Annotated in this window: 15 protein-coding genes; 7 read left to right on the top strand and 8 right to left on the bottom strand. The window is 42.3% G+C overall.

Going from position 1 to position 16,890, the window contains the following annotated elements; genetic code table 11:
- Positions 1-121: 121 nt before the first annotated feature.
- From ACLL8Z_RS09690 to ACLL8Z_RS09680, 3 genes are all read left to right on the top strand, one after another.
- Entirely contained in the window at positions 122-2,296 is a 2,175-nt protein-coding gene (locus ACLL8Z_RS09690; protein WP_411274578.1) for a family 1 glycosylhydrolase, read from the top strand.
- 516 nt (positions 2,297-2,812) lie between these two features.
- Complete coding sequence (locus ACLL8Z_RS09685) at positions 2,813-2,950, top strand: hypothetical protein (protein WP_411274577.1); 138 nt, start codon at positions 2,813-2,815, stop codon at positions 2,948-2,950.
- A gap of 155 nt (positions 2,951-3,105) precedes the next feature.
- Positions 3,106-3,264 (top strand): hypothetical protein, encoded by a 159-nt coding sequence (locus ACLL8Z_RS09680; RefSeq protein WP_411274576.1) that lies wholly within the window; start codon positions 3,106-3,108, stop codon positions 3,262-3,264.
- Between the two features lie 47 nt (positions 3,265-3,311).
- Here the strand turns inward: ACLL8Z_RS09680 and ACLL8Z_RS09675 are convergent, their stop codons facing one another.
- The 3 genes from ACLL8Z_RS09675 to ACLL8Z_RS09665 all read right to left on the bottom strand — a co-directional run bounded on the left by ACLL8Z_RS09675 (position 3,312) and on the right by ACLL8Z_RS09665 (position 7,495).
- Positions 3,312-4,529, bottom strand: coding sequence for a family 1 glycosylhydrolase (locus tag ACLL8Z_RS09675; RefSeq protein WP_411274575.1), 1,218 nt, complete (start codon positions 4,527-4,529; stop codon positions 3,312-3,314).
- 158 nt (positions 4,530-4,687) lie between these two features.
- Positions 4,688-7,027: an ATP-binding protein gene (locus ACLL8Z_RS09670; RefSeq protein ID WP_411274574.1), complete on the bottom strand. Its 2,340-nt coding sequence runs from the start codon at positions 7,025-7,027 to the stop codon at positions 4,688-4,690.
- Positions 7,028-7,123: 96 nt separating this feature from the next.
- Positions 7,124-7,495, bottom strand: a complete 372-nt coding sequence (locus ACLL8Z_RS09665) for a response regulator (RefSeq protein WP_411274573.1) — start codon at positions 7,493-7,495, stop codon at positions 7,124-7,126.
- A 217-nt stretch (positions 7,496-7,712) separates the two neighbouring features.
- Between ACLL8Z_RS09665 and ACLL8Z_RS09660 the strand changes: the two genes are divergently transcribed.
- Positions 7,713-10,358 (top strand): hypothetical protein, encoded by a 2,646-nt coding sequence (locus ACLL8Z_RS09660; protein WP_411274572.1) that lies wholly within the window; start codon positions 7,713-7,715, stop codon positions 10,356-10,358.
- Here the strand turns inward: ACLL8Z_RS09660 and ACLL8Z_RS09655 are convergent.
- Both ACLL8Z_RS09655 and ACLL8Z_RS09650 read right to left on the bottom strand, forming a co-directional pair.
- Entirely contained in the window at positions 10,344-10,637 is a 294-nt protein-coding gene (locus tag ACLL8Z_RS09655) for an ATP-binding protein (RefSeq protein WP_411274571.1), read from the bottom strand. The two genes, ACLL8Z_RS09660 and ACLL8Z_RS09655, sit on opposite strands and share 15 nt — an antisense overlap.
- A 372-nt stretch (positions 10,638-11,009) precedes the next feature.
- A complete protein-coding gene (locus ACLL8Z_RS09650; RefSeq protein ID WP_411274570.1) occupies positions 11,010-11,537 on the bottom strand; it encodes an RNA polymerase sigma factor in 528 nt (175 codons plus the stop codon).
- A gap of 372 nt (positions 11,538-11,909) precedes the next feature.
- On the opposite strand from ACLL8Z_RS09650, the gene ACLL8Z_RS09645 reads away from it, so the two are divergent.
- Together ACLL8Z_RS09645 and ACLL8Z_RS09640 are read left to right on the top strand one after the other, a co-directional pair.
- Positions 11,910-12,521, top strand: coding sequence for a hypothetical protein (locus ACLL8Z_RS09645; RefSeq protein WP_411274569.1), 612 nt, complete (start codon positions 11,910-11,912; stop codon positions 12,519-12,521).
- A gap of 57 nt (positions 12,522-12,578) precedes the next feature.
- Positions 12,579-12,716 carry a hypothetical protein gene (locus tag ACLL8Z_RS09640; protein ID WP_411274568.1) on the top strand — a complete coding sequence of 46 codons (138 nt, stop codon included), beginning with the start codon at positions 12,579-12,581 and terminating at the stop codon, positions 12,714-12,716.
- Positions 12,717-12,722: 6 nt separating this feature from the next.
- On the opposite strand, the gene ACLL8Z_RS09635 is transcribed toward ACLL8Z_RS09640, so the two are convergent.
- Positions 12,723-13,052 (bottom strand): hypothetical protein, encoded by a 330-nt coding sequence (locus ACLL8Z_RS09635; protein ID WP_411274567.1) that lies wholly within the window; start codon positions 13,050-13,052, stop codon positions 12,723-12,725.
- Positions 13,053-13,107: 55 nt separating this feature from the next.
- Positions 13,108-14,022, bottom strand: coding sequence for a hypothetical protein (locus ACLL8Z_RS09630; RefSeq protein ID WP_411274566.1), 915 nt, complete (start codon positions 14,020-14,022; stop codon positions 13,108-13,110).
- A gap of 251 nt (positions 14,023-14,273) precedes the next feature.
- Between ACLL8Z_RS09630 and ACLL8Z_RS09625 the strand changes: the two genes are divergently transcribed.
- Complete coding sequence (locus ACLL8Z_RS09625) at positions 14,274-15,806, top strand: glycoside hydrolase family 10 protein (RefSeq protein ID WP_411274565.1); 1,533 nt, start codon at positions 14,274-14,276, stop codon at positions 15,804-15,806.
- Here the strand turns inward: ACLL8Z_RS09625 and ACLL8Z_RS09620 are convergent.
- Positions 15,790-16,755, bottom strand: coding sequence for a hypothetical protein (locus tag ACLL8Z_RS09620; protein ID WP_411274564.1), 966 nt, complete (start codon positions 16,753-16,755; stop codon positions 15,790-15,792). The two genes, ACLL8Z_RS09625 and ACLL8Z_RS09620, sit on opposite strands and share 17 nt — an antisense overlap.
- Between the last annotated feature and the right edge of the window lie 135 nt (positions 16,756-16,890).

The following is a 16,890-nucleotide window of genomic DNA, read 5'->3' as shown; positions in this document are numbered from 1 at the left end:
GCTCGTTAGTAAAACTTTTCGGAATTCGTATAGGTAAACATTCTATACCTAAACGGTTATTAATGAAAAGTTTTAGCCTGCAACAAAAATGAAAAGCAATTAGCAGTTGAATACTGAGCTAATGGTAGATTCCAACTTAAATCTGGAAACCTGGGGCGGGCTCGAGTGCACCATAAATAGGGTCGGCGACTCCTACCTTGATCAGATGGAATACTCTGGCCATTACGACCGCCCGGCCGATCTGCATTCGTTTGCTGAACTCGGGATAAGTAAGATCCGTTACCCGGTGCTTTGGGAAAAGCATCAGCCTTTTAAACACTCCAATATTGACTGGCGACCTACCTCAAATCAATTGAATGAACTATTAAATCGCGATATAGAACCTATTGCAGGCCTTGTTCATCATGGGAGTGGCCCAGCCTATGTGAATTTCTTTGATGAGTCTTTTACCCGCGGGCTAGCAGCTTATGCATCGTCCGTGGCTGAACGCTTCCCATTCCTGAAATATTATACACCTGTGAACGAGCCTTTAACTACGGCCAGGTTCTGCGGATTATATGGATTATGGTACCCGCACTGTACTGACGACGTTAGTTTTCTAAAGATACTCATGAGCGAGTGTAAGGGTACCGTTCTTGCGATGCAGGCTATACGAAAAGTAAATAAGGAGGCGAAATTTATTTATACCGAAGATCTTGGGAAAACTCACAGCACTTCTTTATTAAAATACCAGGCCGATTTTGAAAACCACCGGCGGTGGCTGGGATCCGATTTGCTGTGCGGGCGAGTCGATTCATACCATCCTTTATATAAATACCTTAAGAAATATGGTGTTACCGATAATGAGCTTCAGTTCTTTATAAATAATTCTTGCCCGCCTGATATTCTTGGTCTCAACTACTATGTCACCTCCGAAAGGTACCTGGATCATCGAACGGCCCGGTTCCCTTCAAATAATATCGGTAGTAATAATAAACATCGTTATGCCGATGTGGAAGTAGTCCGCGTGGGTAATGTTGAAGCGACAGGTGCTGCCGGGTTATTAAAAGGGGCATGGGAAAGATATCGCTTGCCCCTTGCAATTACGGAAGCACATTTACACTGTAGCCGTGAGGATCAGTTGCGGTGGCTTTCAGCACTCTGGATCACTGCGAAAAAATTAAGAACTGAAGGAGTAGATATACGGGCAGTTACCTTTTGGGCCCTGCTTGGCTCATTCGGCTGGAATAAACTCCTGGTAAAGCCAAAAGGCGACTATGAGTCCGGCATCTATGATATACGCAGTTCCTCACCCCGGCCTACGGTACTGTCGAAATTGGTTCGCGCTTTCAGCAAAGGGGAAGACTATAAACATCCGGTTCTGTACGACAAAGGCTGGTGGGAAATGGATAACAGGGTATTGTATAATAAACAAACAAGTTTGAAAAGCGTGCAGAGCATATATCGGTCGAGGCCCCTGATGATCATTGGTAAAACCGGTACGTTGGGCTTTGCTTTTGGCCAAACGTGTATTCAGCGCAATATTCATCATCATCTTTTAGACCGGCAGGTTGCCGACATTACCAGCGCGGAACAGATTGAATTCATTATCAGGCAATACAAGCCATGGGCCGTAATCAATGCCGCGGGATATGTACGTGTAGAAGACGCGGAAAGTGATCCGGAAAGCTGTTATAAGTCGAACACCGCTGGCCCGGCCATCATTGCAGAGCTTTGCCTGAAGTACGCCGTGAAGCTTGTCATTTTCTCCTCGGATCTTGTTTTCGATGGTTCAAGAGAAGGGCGGTACTTGGAGAAAGACCCTGTAAATCCCTTAAATGTTTATGGAGCCAGTAAGGCCAGGGCAGAATACGCGGTGTTACGCATAAATCCAGACGCCCTCATTATCCGCACATCCGCTTTTTTCGGGCCCTGGGACGACTATAATTTTGTCGCAGGGGTTTTGAAAGCCTTGAAAGAAGGCCGGGAATTTAATGCAGAAATTGATGTGTTGGTTTCTCCAACCTATGTTCCTGATCTTGCCGAAAACACTCTTAATTTGCTGTTGGATGATGAGAGCGGTATCTGGCATTTATCAAATGATGGTGCCACAAGCTGGGCAAATCTTGCCCTTGAAGTCGCTCAACGCGCCAAACTGAATCACAAACTTATCAGAGCTGTATCTCTTAATGAGATGAATTACAAAGCCCGGCGTCCAAAAAATTCTGCTCTGGAAAGCGGGAAGGGTATTTTGCTGCCGTCACTTGAAAATGCCTTCGACAGGTATTTTAATTCCAAAGTCTATTCCGGAAAATAAATTTCTATCCGGGCTTAATTTATAAATATAAAAAAAGTCCAATCCAGATTTGGATTGGACTCGATGTAGATTTTGCCCCGACATGTTCTTCATAGTTTTGTAGGTTTTCAAAAGAAATCCACACTACCTGCAATCGGAGCTTTGAGGCGGATGGAATATTTCTGATAGCTGATTTGTTACATAATATAGCAATTGACAATATTGCACAAGCTCCGTAAAATGGATCTGATAATGCCAATTGCTATTTACAAAGCAACAGTTCTAAAGGCCAGATGTTCTACAGATAAATACCCGTTTTGATCGGGATTTATACGGTTTACGAAAAGTGTTGGGTGCACCGGAATCATACTATACTGTATTTCAGCTTTCACACTGGATAAATACTTGAATTTGCACTAAGGAAATCCAAACTCCTCCTTTGTTGTTTTCAATTAGAAGCATTAATTACTCAAAATCACAAGACATGATACCTGACAAGAGAAAATCTCGCCTATCCATGAAACAAATGGAGAGGCAATGAAAGATTCCATGACAGAATCGACTAAGAATAACGACAACGAGTTAATCTCAAACGCGGAGGATTTTACAGATGAAAATGGTGAACTGGATGCGGAGGAGTTTAAAAAGTCATATCAAAACTTAGGGGACAGTTGACAGCGGACAGTTGCCGATGGCTGATTGGAGATTGGTAGATCTGACAGGATTTTTCTGCTGGCTTGGCGAATTTGGAAAGAATTCAAAAGAAACCAAACTAAATCGTCTTTGTAGTGGTTACTAAATTGATCGTGTATTCCCCCAAAAAATATCTTATGAAAAGCAACTATACTTATACCCGCCCGCTAATGAAAATGTCGTCTGAAATGATGTCTTCCAGGCCTAAGCATGAAACACCCGGGCCAGCATCAGTTATAGCTAAAACTATATCTTTGGATAAGGGCTCCCGCGAAAATAAAGGTTATAAGAAGTAGGTTTCCCTACAGGCACGCAACCAACCATCCTGTCGGTAGGCAGACAACTACTTATAATATCCCGTCCTAAAATTCAATTGATAACTCGCTTCTTCCAGGGCCGGCTGCCATTGGCGTATCAGCTCTTTGTAGGCAGTTCCCACAGGCCGGATATTTCTGTCAAGGTCATATAAGCCCAAAGCATTTACGTTTCCTGCGTCATTTCTAAGAGCCGAATCCCAGTCCACCTGATCGGTGAGGCTATACCAGGTAAAGCCATAGATCGGTATACCATCCCTTTTCAACCTGCGTACATTTGCCCACTGAGTTTGGAGCCATCGTACTGAATGAGGTTCGGCAATATTCGTTTCCGTATGCATTACAGGCAATTTATAACGACTAAAATATTGGTGCGTGATCACGTAATACCCGAATATTTCACCAGCGGCAGAGGTGTGGCCGTCTTCGTGCACCATGTGTTCATTGGTTACGTAATAATCGTTTCCCATGATGCAGCGGCCTTTGTTTACATTGTTAGCAAACCAGTGATATTCTTCTTTTGTTAAGCCATTCTCAAGCAGATATTCATACATCACCACACTGATGGGGTAGCCATAACTCAGGTCAAGTGATAGGAAGCGCTTTTGGTTCAGGAACGATGCCCGCGTATCACAGTCCGGTGTTTCAGGGTGGAAGTATTCAGAAGATTCGCTCTGTATAAAAATAGCATTAGGCTGTACACCAAGGATGGCCTGCATTGCTAAAACGTTCGCTTTGCACAAATGCTTCAAAGCGGTGATAAATGATCGTTCGTCAGATTTTTTCTCATTCCACCAGCCATACTCAGCTGAAAATGCGGCTGCTATAAAGATTTCGTTTACCGGAGTATAAAATTGGATATACGGATAGCGCGCGGCAAATGCTCTGGCATATTCTTCAAAATAAGCCGGGAAGTCCGGGTTTTGAAAGTCTCCCATCCAGTCAGGAACGCCGAAATGACATAGATCAACAATGGGCGTTATCCCCACCGACTTCATGTAATTAAACGTTTCGTCTACAAAGGACCAGTTGTATTGTCCCGGCCCGGTATGCACGCTAAAATATGGGGGCCCATATCTGAGAAATTCAATCCCCATTTCCAGCACAAGGTCAAAGTCTTGCTTCCAATGTTTATAATGGCCTGCTTTTTCCATCTCATCAACTCTTTTTCTGGAGCCGTCAGGAAGTATAATGTTTGGATAGCTATTTTCTATCCCTGTTGCAAACATAAATTTATTTCTTTCCATAATTAATAGCCTGCCTGGCGGAGATGTTTGCGCGTGGATGAGACATGATTTTGTATAGGATTACAACATCCTTTAACGTGCAGGGTTCTTAATTTATCGAAATCAGGTAGATATACCCATTATACAGGTAAGAATAAGGTATTCGTTCCGGGTGTATTTTAATGTGCAGTTTCGGGAGTTGGCGAAATTGGGAATTTCACATAAAAGGTCGATCCTTTACCCGGCTCACTCTCTACCCATATACGGCCCTGATGCCGTTTTATTATTTCATGCGAAATATACAGGCCAAGTCCTAGTCCTTCAAAACGCATAGCAGTATTGTCAACACGGTAGTATCTGTCAAAAAGCTTTTCGATTTTTTCGACATCTATCCCGATCCCGAAATCCTGTACTGAAATAATCAGACTTTCATCGTCCTTTGTGCAGTTGATCACCACGCGATCTGCTTCCGGAGAGTATTTAATAGCGTTCGCCAAAAGATTGTCAAGCAACTGTTCGAGGCGGAACCGGTCGCCCATGACTATAACATTTGCGGAATTCTGGATAATGATACTGTGTGTATCATTGTATTGAAAATTTTCTTTCGCATGTAAGAGCATTTCGTGGACGGGAAATTCCTCAAAATTATACCGAAGCTTGCCGGCGTTAATTTTGGTCACATCGAGCAAGTCGGCGATAAGGCGCTCCAATCTATAGATATGTTCCGCTGATTTATTTACGAATTTAGACAAATTGCCTTCAGGGGCTGAGCGCGCCATAATCTGGTTAAAGGCTTTGATACTTGTGAGCGGGGTTTTTAGTTCATGACTTGCGATAGAGAGGAATTCATCCTTGCGCTGTTCGTTTCTCTTCTGTTCTTCTATATCTGTACTTGTGCCTACCCATAAAAGAATTTCTCCCTTCTCGTTCCTGTGCGCACTAAAACGGGACAAATGCCAGCGATATTCTCCATCATTACGCCTCAGGCGATGTTCAAAGGATCTATTTTCTCCACGCTTGATAACTTCAGGCCACTCCCTCTCAAGGATCTTCCTTTCGTCCGGATGTATAAAATCCCAGATAGTATCCTTCAGTTTCTCGAAATTGTGGATTCCGGTATAATCGTACCATCCCTGATTATAATAATTAACACTACCGTCCGGATTTGAAGTCCATAACTTATGGGGAATTGCGTCCGTAAGGAAACGGAATCGTTCCTCATTTTCCAGCAGGGCAAGCTCTGCTTTCTTTCTTTGCGTGATATCTATAACCACCCCTCCAAATAATTTGCCGTGCTCATTCGTCTCGAGACTGCCTCGCGCAAAAAACCAATAAGTATGTTTGTTACGCAAGACCCTGAATTCGGCCTCGTAAAATCGTCCTTCAACAAGAATACTCCGATTTTGCGGTTGCAGCAAATCCAGATCATCCGGATGTATTACCAGGTTAATTATATCCTGGTGGCTGCCAATGGGAGAATAAGGAATTCCATACATTCGGGATAGATTTTCGTCCATGTAAATGGTGTCTGAATCTAAATCCGAAATCCATGTACCGACCAGGCCTGATGAAAGGGCAGATTTTAACTGAGCCTGAGTAACACGAAGCTCACTTTCAGTTTCTTTTCGCCGGATGATTTCAGCTTCTGCTGTTTCGTTTAACCTAACATTTTCAAGGGCAGTAGCAATATGGCTGGCGAAAGACTCTGCAAATTCCAAATCATTTTCATCATAATAATTATGCTGCTCAGAAGAAACAAAGGTTATCGCGCCTTTAATTATTGATTTATTAGTGATTGCTACGATCAAAACGGACTGCACTTTCATTCGCTGAATCAATTGCAACTGTACCTCATTCGGAGTTGAAGCAAGTATCATTTCTTCTGTTACAATAGGAACAAAACTGGATTTTCCGGTTTTTAAAACTCCAGCGAGACCAGTATCGCCGCTCAGGTCAGTCGGATAGGCCTCCCGATATTTGCGTGCCCAGCCTATCATTTCAGGATCTTCATGCGTCAGGACCAGTTCCTGGATCTTACCATTTTTAAGCAGATCAATGCTGAACCAGTTTGCAAATTTGGGAACGATAAGATCGGATATCTGCGCCAGTGCTGTTTCCATATCTCTTGCGCTTCCTAAAGCTTCTACAGCAGAATTCAGGTAGGTGCAGAGCCTCTCTTTTTTCTTCAGACTGGTAATATTCCGGATAATAAGGTAAACCAACGTATCCGATGCGTCCGTAAATCGGGTGGAACTAATTAATACAGTTTTACTTTCAGTAGCACTTTTTAAACAATACTGCACATCAGTCAGACCTTCATCAGACAATAAGTCGTTGCCATAGTTAGGACCATCTACCTCTTCCAAAAATAAACTTGCTGGCTTACCAAGATGCGCCTCATCTGAAAGTAAATGACAAAACATTGGATTACTGTAAACAATGATGCCGTTATTATCGAGCGCCACAACTCCTACTGAGGTGTGAAAGTGAACGTTTTGGAAGTCAAGTTGTGTTAGCATAGTGGTTATACGCCTTTATTATTGCCTCTATCAATTAGTTTCAAAGGTTAACAAATGTATTCAAAAAGAAAAGTGCTAATAAAGTTCTGTATTTAACTATACGTCCTTTGAAGACAAGTAATAGGATATTTTTTCAATAAGCAGATTGGTATCAAATGGCTTCTGGATAATATCCGTAGCACCAAAATCCTTTACCGCATTTTCAATAGCATTGTCAGCAGAAATTATTAAAACTGGGGTCTCCCCAGTTCTGATATACGATCTCATCGCTTTGCAGATCTCCAGACCATTATAGGAACCCAGGTTAATATCCAGCAGTATCAAATCAGGTCTTTGGAGCTGTATGGTATTAAAAATATTGGAAGGAGAACTGGAACTAATAACGTCATATCCTTCATGGCGTAGTATTATATCCAGGAATTCGATAATATCCGGATCATCATCAATAGTGAGAATTCGTTTGGACATGAAATAGATATTTTAAAGAATTCAACGATTCAATTGGATGATTATTTTTACAAATCAGAATTTTAGAGGGGTGTCGGAGTTTCAGTAAAACAAAATCCTTTTTAATACAGTGCAATTTTTAGTATTATTGAACTATGATGTTAAGGTGAATTTTAATGCTCTGATTTTTTTAACAATAGCCCGCCATTCAAATCTTTCTACCTCTAATCTGTAAACTATGTACAATATTATTTTAAGCTTATACTTTTTATTCAGCCTGTTATTGGGATATCAGGTTTATGACGACCTTAGCCCGAGATCCGGCAATGTTTCAAAAACGGAAGTCATTGACACCCTTCGCAACGCTTCTAGCTGGCCCAAAGAGATCAACGTCACGCACTTCGCCAGTTCTGAACTGACTCCCAGCCCGGCATGCCTGGCAGTTCATGCAGACGGAGCCGTATTTGTAGGTGTCGATAAAATCGGTTCATTAGGAAAAACGGCGGGGAAGGGGAGTATAATTAAGCTTTCAGACACCAACAACGATGGCAAGGTAGATAGTCATACTCAATTTACGATGGTTGATAACCCCAGGGGAATTATTGCTATTGGCGACCAGGTCTTCGTGCTTTACACCACCTTTTCTTCACAGACGAAACTGGCAACGGGTATGGAACTGGCGGTTTTTTACGATAACGACCGGGACGGCATCGCAGACGGCCCTCCAAAGCCGCTGATTCAGAATATCAGTTCACCAAAATTTCTGCAAAGCCGGGGAACCGATCATTCCACTAACGGCATCCGGATGGGTATCGATGGCTGGATCTATATTGCCGTTGGAGACTTTGGTTTTCATAATGCCGTAGACCGCGCCGGGACAAAATTAACTATGCTGGGAGGCGGGATCGTAAGGGTAAGGCCAGACGGAACAGAAATGGAAGTGTACACCCACGGGTTACGCAATATTTATGATGTGGCTATCGATCCATTCATGAACATTTTTACCCGTGATAATACAAATGATGGTGGAGGATGGAATATTCGTTTCAGCCATCAGATACAGTCAGGTGAATATGGATACCCTCTCCTGTTCAAAAATTTTACAGAAGAAATTCTTCCCGCACTCGCAGATCTTGGAGGGGGTTCGGGGACCGGGGCTTTGTTCCTTGATGATGCGAACTGGCCTGAGAAATACAACAAAGTGCCCATGATGGCTGACTGGGGTACAAGTATGTTGTCTATCCACCGCGTTACACCTGATGGGGCAAGCTTCCTTCAAAAGGATGAAGGCTTTATCAAATTAGCTCAAATCACCGATCTGGATATAGATGGTTCCGGCCGTCTTTATCTGTCGGCCTGGGACGGTGCGGGATATTCAGGAAGCCCTGATAAAGGATTTATTGTAAGAGCTATTCCAAAAGGCTGGAAGTATAAAGCGTTCCCGGATCTAAAGAAAGCATCTGTGAGGGAATTAGCGGACTTATTAAAATCGCCCGGTTCCGTTGCCCGCTTAAACGCACAGCAGGAACTACTTGCCCGGCCCTTAAAAAGTGTTGTTAAAACAGCCTGGGGTATTGCCGCCGACAAAAGCCTTCCGCTGGAAGTGAGAGTAGCTGGAATATTTACTTACACACAAGCTGCGGGTGAGAAATCCATCAAAAACCTTCTCAGTTTAACACAGGACCAGAATGTTAAAGAGTTTGCTCTCCGGGCCCTAACTGACCGCAAGGGATACTTAAAGAATGTACCTGCTAATCCTTTTTTGATGGCAATAAAAGATAAGTCTGAACGTGTTCAGGCGACAGCGATTATATCACTCGGTCGCCTGGGCCAAAGAGGATACAGTGAAGCATTACTGGGAGTAAGCGTTCCGCCATCATTCAGGGCGCCAGTTGGTAATGCGGAAGGCCCTCATGCAAAACCTAACTCCTCACTGATCAATGCTCATCTCGCCGTCCGATCCCTGGTGAGCTTAAATGCTATTGACGAAGCTGTAAAAGCTATAAGCGGAAAAAATTCCCTTCTGGCTCTTTGGGCTTTGCGTTATATGCACAGCCCGAAAGCTGTAGAGGGATTAATTGCTGCCCATAACCAGGCCAGCGATTCTGGACTAAAAAAGGAAATCCTAAGTACCCTCTCGCGCTTGTACAGAAAGGAAGCACCCTATCAGGGGGAATACTGGTGGAGCACAAGGCCGGATGGTCACGGACCCTATTATAATACTATTGAGTGGGAATCGTCTCCATTAATCCGGCAAACTCTTGTCAGGGAATGGAATAGAGCAAGTGATTCAGAAAAATTATTTTTCACCCGCCTGAACGATAAGCACCAGATGGGAATCAGTGAATTTGGTAGCCAGGAAACAGTTGCTTCTATAGAAGAAAGAGTCGATCTGGAAGCTATTAAGATGAAAAAAGGCCAGATCGGGAACTCCTCAATAGAGGATGTCATGCTTGCTATCGCGCGGTTAAAAGGCAATGCGGATTTGGGAAAGGCAGCTTTCTTGAGGCAGGGTTGCCAGGCATGTCACAGTACCAGCAAAACTGAAGCGCTGAAAGGTCCGTTTATGGGGCAAATTGGTTCCATTATGAACGCTGAGCAGATTGCCGAGTCGATCTTAAAACCCAATGCGTCCATATCACAAGGTTTTGCCACTGTCCTGATCACTACCAAATCTCAACGAAGCTTTATGGGCTTCATAACTGCTGAGTCGGCACAGGCTATTACTTTAAGAGATATCGGCGGTGGTGTTCGTACGATAAAAACCGCCGAGATAGCCAGCCGCAAAGAAATGGAGAATTCAATGATGCCGGAGGGTTTGGTAAATTCACTGTCATTTGAAGAATTTTCCTCTTTGGTAACATATTTATCATTGCAGAAGTAAAAAAATGCTGGAACTATAAAATAGCTGGTTTACGGATGAAAAAAAGATCTTATTGCAATGGAATTGTTCTTTTTTTCCGCCATGCCGCTTAATAATTTCCGCGCTCAGATACAAGCCGATGCCGAAACCTGAAATGTGCTGGGTGTGGTTTGTCTCGACCCGATAATAGCGGTCGAAAATGTGTTCGACATTCTCTGCGTTTATTCCAATCCCTTTGTCCGAAAAACTAACTGCACGTGATGACGGTTTTTTTGCATTCTCTCTGTAGCCTCCTGGCAAATTACCAGCACTCCGCCATGATTACCTAGTTCGTCTATATTACTGCTGTAGCTAAATGTCCAGTAAACGTCTTCAAGCTGATTACTCCGGTATATTGGAATTAACTGGTCTTCGCTCCATGTTGCGTCTCCTCACTCCATGACCAGATCGATCAAAGGCTTAATTGTCGGCCAAATTTCCGGCCAGCAATCTTCTCCCCGCTGACCGAGTGCTAAAGGATGTTTGCCACTATTACCCATACTGGGGCGATAAGCATCATTATAAAACTGGATAAGGTCCGGCTCCCACCATAAAATATTGGATATTTAGAACGAAGTATGGTGCTTACGGCTGAAAGGAGACTAGGCGACCGGGAGCTTCCACTGTTTCCTGTTAATTGTAATGAAATTCCCGCCCAACGTTATACGGTTTCAGGTATTTTTTAATAAGCTGTCTGGCTACGTGTATCCTTGTTTTCACTGTTCCAATTGGAAGATCCAGATGAATGCCAATTTCATGATACTTATACCCTTCGAAATACATGTTAAAGGGCACGAAATAAGTATCAGGCAATTTTTTTAAAGCGTTCTGGAGGTCATCCATCACAAATTTGGGTTCGGCTTGATTATGGGTGGAACTGTACATCAGATTGGCGTATGAAATCTCGTCTGCTCTAACTATAAATGCACTGGTCCTTACCATCTTCTTATAATTATTTATAAAAGTGTTCTTCATGATGGTATAAAGCCAGCCTTTAATATTTGTACCTTCTCTAAATTTCGAATAGTATTTTATAGCCTTAAGTATAGTGTCCTGTACAAGATCACTTGCATCGTCTGTATCATGAGTAAAATGCAAAGCATACATTTTCAAAGAATTGCGATGGTTGATTAGCGTAGAGGTAAAATCGAGAGTTTTCATAGAAGTTAATCTTAGTAGAAAGAAGTTTTTAAGCCGTAACCAAATATCAAAGTCTGTGCCTGCCTTATTCGAAGAAGCAATGAATAGGTATTTTCCGCAGGGTATTTTCGCAAATTCACGTATAAACTGAAATACATTGCTTCGAATTAAAGGAGCACGATAATTATTTGGTGAGCAAAAAATTAAGCAGTCGATTGTAATGGAAATACGACAAAGAATATCCGTATTTAATAAAACTATTCCCAAACGCCTGTTGTTGCCTTATAACAATAGCACTACTTATACAGAACTGCAGGCTTACCAAAATTCCAGAGAGGATTTTTTAATATCCATTCGGATTTGACTGACAGGTTATACTTAAGGCCTAATATTATGATAGCATGGGAGATAATACCAAAACAAAAACATGGCGCGAGCACTGATGCGGTTTCTAAAATCAAACTGGACACCATTGATGAAGCTCTATGGGAATTCGAAATCGTTAAGGACCGCTTGCTGGATGTCTCACACTGGCACCAGCTGAGTGCTGATATTGAAGCCAAATTCCAGCTTATGGATGGGGATGGAAACGAATTGTACAGGAGAGTGAGAGAAGGGGATTATTTAAGGATCAATATTCCGGGACCGGGGAATGGAGATGGTGAAGGCTATGGCTGGGTGAAAATTGAGCAGATTGAGTTCACCGATAACGAAGCTGAATCGTTTGAATATGTAGCGATGAATGTTCGCCCTTGTCCAAGTCCGCTTAACAATGAGCCAGCCACCGCCCATTTTTTCAAGGATATCGCGACCTCAACTTTTATGGTGAACAGGAAATACAATGTTATTTCAGCGGAGGTGCATAGGAGAAACGAAATAACGAATACAGATTCACAATCAATCAGCAGTCAGATTAGGAACTTTGTTGTAGGGATTGGTGCGATCCTGGGATTGTCAAAGGTGCAATGGAAAAGTCTGGTTGATGGTTTAGTAAAATTAGATTAAATACCGAACAAATGATTATGGGCTGTGGTAGTAATAGAAAGAACCAAAATTTACATCATGCCAGAAAAATCAACAAAGGGCCCAAGCGGACAAGGTTCCAGTCAGGCCAAAGGAAAGAGTACCACTGAGAAAAGTGCTTCAGCATCGAAAAGCAGTACCGCAAAGAGCACGGCGTCAAAGAGTACTAAAAAATAAACCTGTTTATGGAGCAAGCCTTTCAGGATCAACAAATCCTTCATTTGGCTCTGTTATTTTGCTTAGATTATATCTGATGCTGCTCCCCTCTTTAATTCCCTTTAGAAGACCCTTTTCGTACAGAGTGAAAAGATACTGTTTAATGAACTTGATTGTTACTTCTTTAATTCCCGGTTCATATTCCCGCATTCTATTAAATACTTCTTCACCATTAGCTTCGCCGAGGCTTGCAAGCGCAAAAATAGCCCGGTTTTCGAGTATATCGCTTATATCGTATGATGAAGGGATTTGTATAGGTTTAAATTTTTCTCTGAAATCCTGATCTGATAAGGTCATGTTAAATAGTTTAGTCTGCCACGTAAGACGAGCTGAATAATAATGTTTACCTGGTTTATCTTAAAATAACAGAGCCTTTGCCCATGGTATACCCGTCGGCATAAAGTACAACTGTATAAGTTCCTTTTTCAAATTTTGCAGGATTTGCCCAGTCGATGCTATATAATTTTCCATCGTTGGCAAATTCAATTGCTGTTTTATAGGTGTATTGCAATTCTTCGTCATCTGCTGTGAAAAGTCCGCCGCTGCTCGAAACGAGAAGATTTCCGCTCGGATCTATAATTCTAAAATAGATATCATGAAGTCCTTTTTCAGCGATAGAATTATTAACAGCAGAAAAATTGATTCTTAACTTCTCAGCAGTACTTGCTCGCGTAACTCCATTTTCTTTCCCATTATTCCTGATTTCAAAAGCATTTACAGCTACATTTCCGGTTTTAAGTGCAGCAGCAGCCTGAACTTTGGTATTGAGCTCCTGGTTTTGCTTTTCGAGATCACTAGCTTTGGAGCTCACAGAATCAACGGCCGTTTTTAATTCATCACGTTCGTTAATAAGCGTTATATTTTGTTTTCTAAGCACATCAATATCTGCAGTATATTTCGTCACAAAATATCTGAGTTGTTTAATATCTTCCTGTGCTTTTTGCAGCTGACCTTGCGTCAACTGGCCTTTTCTTAATGCGGTACGCAATTCCTGGATCTTTTCCCTTGCAATTGATTGCTCATTCTGCATAGTCTCAGATAATTTAAGATTATCATTCGAAGCATTGTCGAGCTCTGCTTCAATCTTATCAATTTCAGTCTGCATGCTTGTTTTTTCATCACTTATTGTGACGATACGATCGCTTGCTTTCTTGTCTTTAAAGAATAGGTAAGCGTTGGTTCCCAACAGTGCCAGTATTACTACGACCAGGAAATAGATCTTATTTGAATCTTTGCGTATAGGCTGTTCCGGGTTTTGGTTCTCCATGTTCAATTTTCTGTTAAATTAATTAAATGTCCATGTAAAGTTTACACTTAAACTACGGCAAGCGTATCTTTATTGTAAGAATGAACACGAAGTTAACATTCCTGACTTGAATGTTATTATTCCTGCCTGATAAATTAAACCAAAATTGAATGAGATTCATCTTAAATGAAGAGCCGGGATGTGGAACAATTCGAAAAATCGCCGTAATCACCCTTAGATAATTATCTTTGCAAATTAATTCCGGTTAATTTATGATTCAGAAGCCGATTCTCCTGTTCTTACTTTTTAGCAGTTTTTCATTATCAGTATGCTCTCAGCCGCGTCATGCGCCAAAGCGCGAATTTAGAGGCGCATGGGTTGCTACTGTAGCTAATATTGACTGGCCCTCGAAACCTGGGTTGAGCACGCAGATCCAGAAAGATGAACTAATTCGTATTCTTGATGATCATCAACGGACTGGAATCAATGCCATAATGTTTCAGATCCGGCCTGCTGCCGATGCATTTTATGGCAAAGGCCGGGAAATGTGGAGCAGATACCTGAATGGGGTACAGGGAAAAACTCCGGCACCATATTATGATCCCCTTGAATTTGCTATAACTGAAGCACACAAAAGAGGTATAGAATTGCATGCCTGGTTTAACCCCTACCGGGCCACACTAACCCTTATCGACTCACATACAAGTCCAAATCATATCACAAAGCAGAAACCAGCCTGGTTTTTTACTTACGGTGGAAAAAAGCTTTTTAATCCCGGGCTGCCTGAAGTTCGGACTTATATTGTTCAGGTTGTTATGGATGTGGTTAAGAATTATGATATCGACGGGGTGCATTTTGATGATTATTTCTATCCTTATCCTGAAGCAAACCAGGTGATACGTGACAGCGAGGCTTTTTACAAGTATGGGGCAGGTTTTAAGAATGTTGAAGATTGGCGCAGAAATAATGTGGATACCTTAATACATATTCTTTCCGACAGCATTCATGCTGCAAAGAAATATGTAAAATTTGGAATAAGTCCATTTGGAATATGGCGAAATCGAAGCCAGGATCCCGAAGGATCTGAGAGTAATGGATTTGATGGTTACAGTAAGCTTTATGCGAATGCGCGAAAATGGGTGCAGGAAGGCTGGCTGGATTATATCAATCCTCAGATCTATTTCCCGTTTGGGTATGCTGTAGCTCCATACGATAAACTGGTAGACTGGTGGACCGACAATGCATTTGGAAAGCATGTTTATATCGGCCAGGGAGTTTACCGTTCCATGGAGAACCGGCAGGGCTGGAGTGACCGCAGGCAAATTCCCAATCAGATCCGATACCTAAGGGATAACCCAAGAGCGCAGGGCAGCGTATTTTTTAGCTCGAAGTCGGTGACTAATAATATGGCAGGCGTAAAGGATTCATTACGCAATAATTTTTACCGTTACCCCGCGCTTCAGCCTCAAATGCAATGGCTGGATGTTGTGGTTCCAAATCCACCATTCGAACTCATTGCAAAATCGGTTAATCGTGGTGTTGCACTGAGCTGGAAGGAAGGCACTTTATCTGAAGATCGTGAGCAAGTGTATGGGTATGTCATTTACCGATTTGCTAAGGGCAAGACCATAAACATTGACGATCCGTCAAACATTGTTAAGATCAGCTTTAACGCGGCACAAACTTCTTATACCGATATGAGCGTAAGTGCCGGCAATGCTTACATTTATGTGGTAACTGCCATTGATCGTCTTAAAAACGAAAGCGCTGTTTCGAATGTTGCTGAGGCTAAAGTGCTTCAGTAAACTTATCAGAAACCTTCATCTTTCGTATTCCTTTTTCATTGAGCATCTCGTTAATCTTATTAACCATATAGATCGAAGCTTCGATCTCTTCTTTTCTGATCGCAACGCTTTCAATGTTGAAGCCGAACGGGATGGAGTGCTCTGTGCAATAATCAGCTAGTTCTGAGGCGATGTTAAGGCATACACTGACTGAGTTTTTCAGAATATTTTCAGAGTTTTTAAGATCTTCTTTCAGCTGTTCCGGAACGTGGATACCAAGCCATTCCATAAATTGAAGCGTTTTTGGCGAGCCGCACGCCGTTAAGGTGAAAATAATTGTCGGGACTTTTTTACTTTCCTTTTTACAGGTACAGCTTAAATCTTCAATGATCTGTTTTGCATAAGCGAGATTAAAAATACATTGTGATATGAAGTAAGATACTCCGCAACTCACTTTATCGAGTATACGTTTGTCCTCATCTTTTAATAATGCGTGCCTCTCGGGAATAGTTACTGCCCCAATAACGGAGGTCTCAGCATTTTTACTCCAGATCTTATAAGCTTCCGGTAAAGTGGTTTTAACAGGGAAGTCGGGTGCGGGCACTCCGACAAACACCGGATAGAAATCATTATTGTGCAGTTCTTCTAACCATTCGGATAGTTCTTCATTAGAGAATTTTCCAGCAGGTCGATAGATTATTTTTGGGATTTTGAGATCCTGAAGGTAGCCGTTCGCAAATATCAGGGGATCCAGTGCCGTTAGAAATGGGAAAGGCCTTTCTTCTGAAGTTCTGGCAGATTCATCCTGTACATCATACACAACAAGGGCGTCAAGATCAAGTGGAATTAGTCGTGCAATAGTCTTTTGAGCAATTTCAGCAATTTTTTCCGGGCTTGTTTCCGATTTTGGAGGGGTGATCCCGTAAAGTAAAATACCGGATTGGGAGGATTTGATTTTGTGTAGGAACATGTAAATGGCTGTTAGTTGTTAGTTTCTGGTTGCATGCCGGCAGGCAGGTTGGTTGTTGTTGATTGACTGCCTGCCGGCATGCAGGTTAGTCTGGGCGGGTAAGAAGCGTACCCCGGTCTCCAGTGTAGATAGTTC

This window comes from Daejeonella sp. (assembly GCF_046590655.1).
GTDB lineage: Bacteria > Bacteroidota > Bacteroidia > Sphingobacteriales > Sphingobacteriaceae > Daejeonella.
This window is presented reverse-complemented; position numbering and strand designations above follow the sequence as displayed.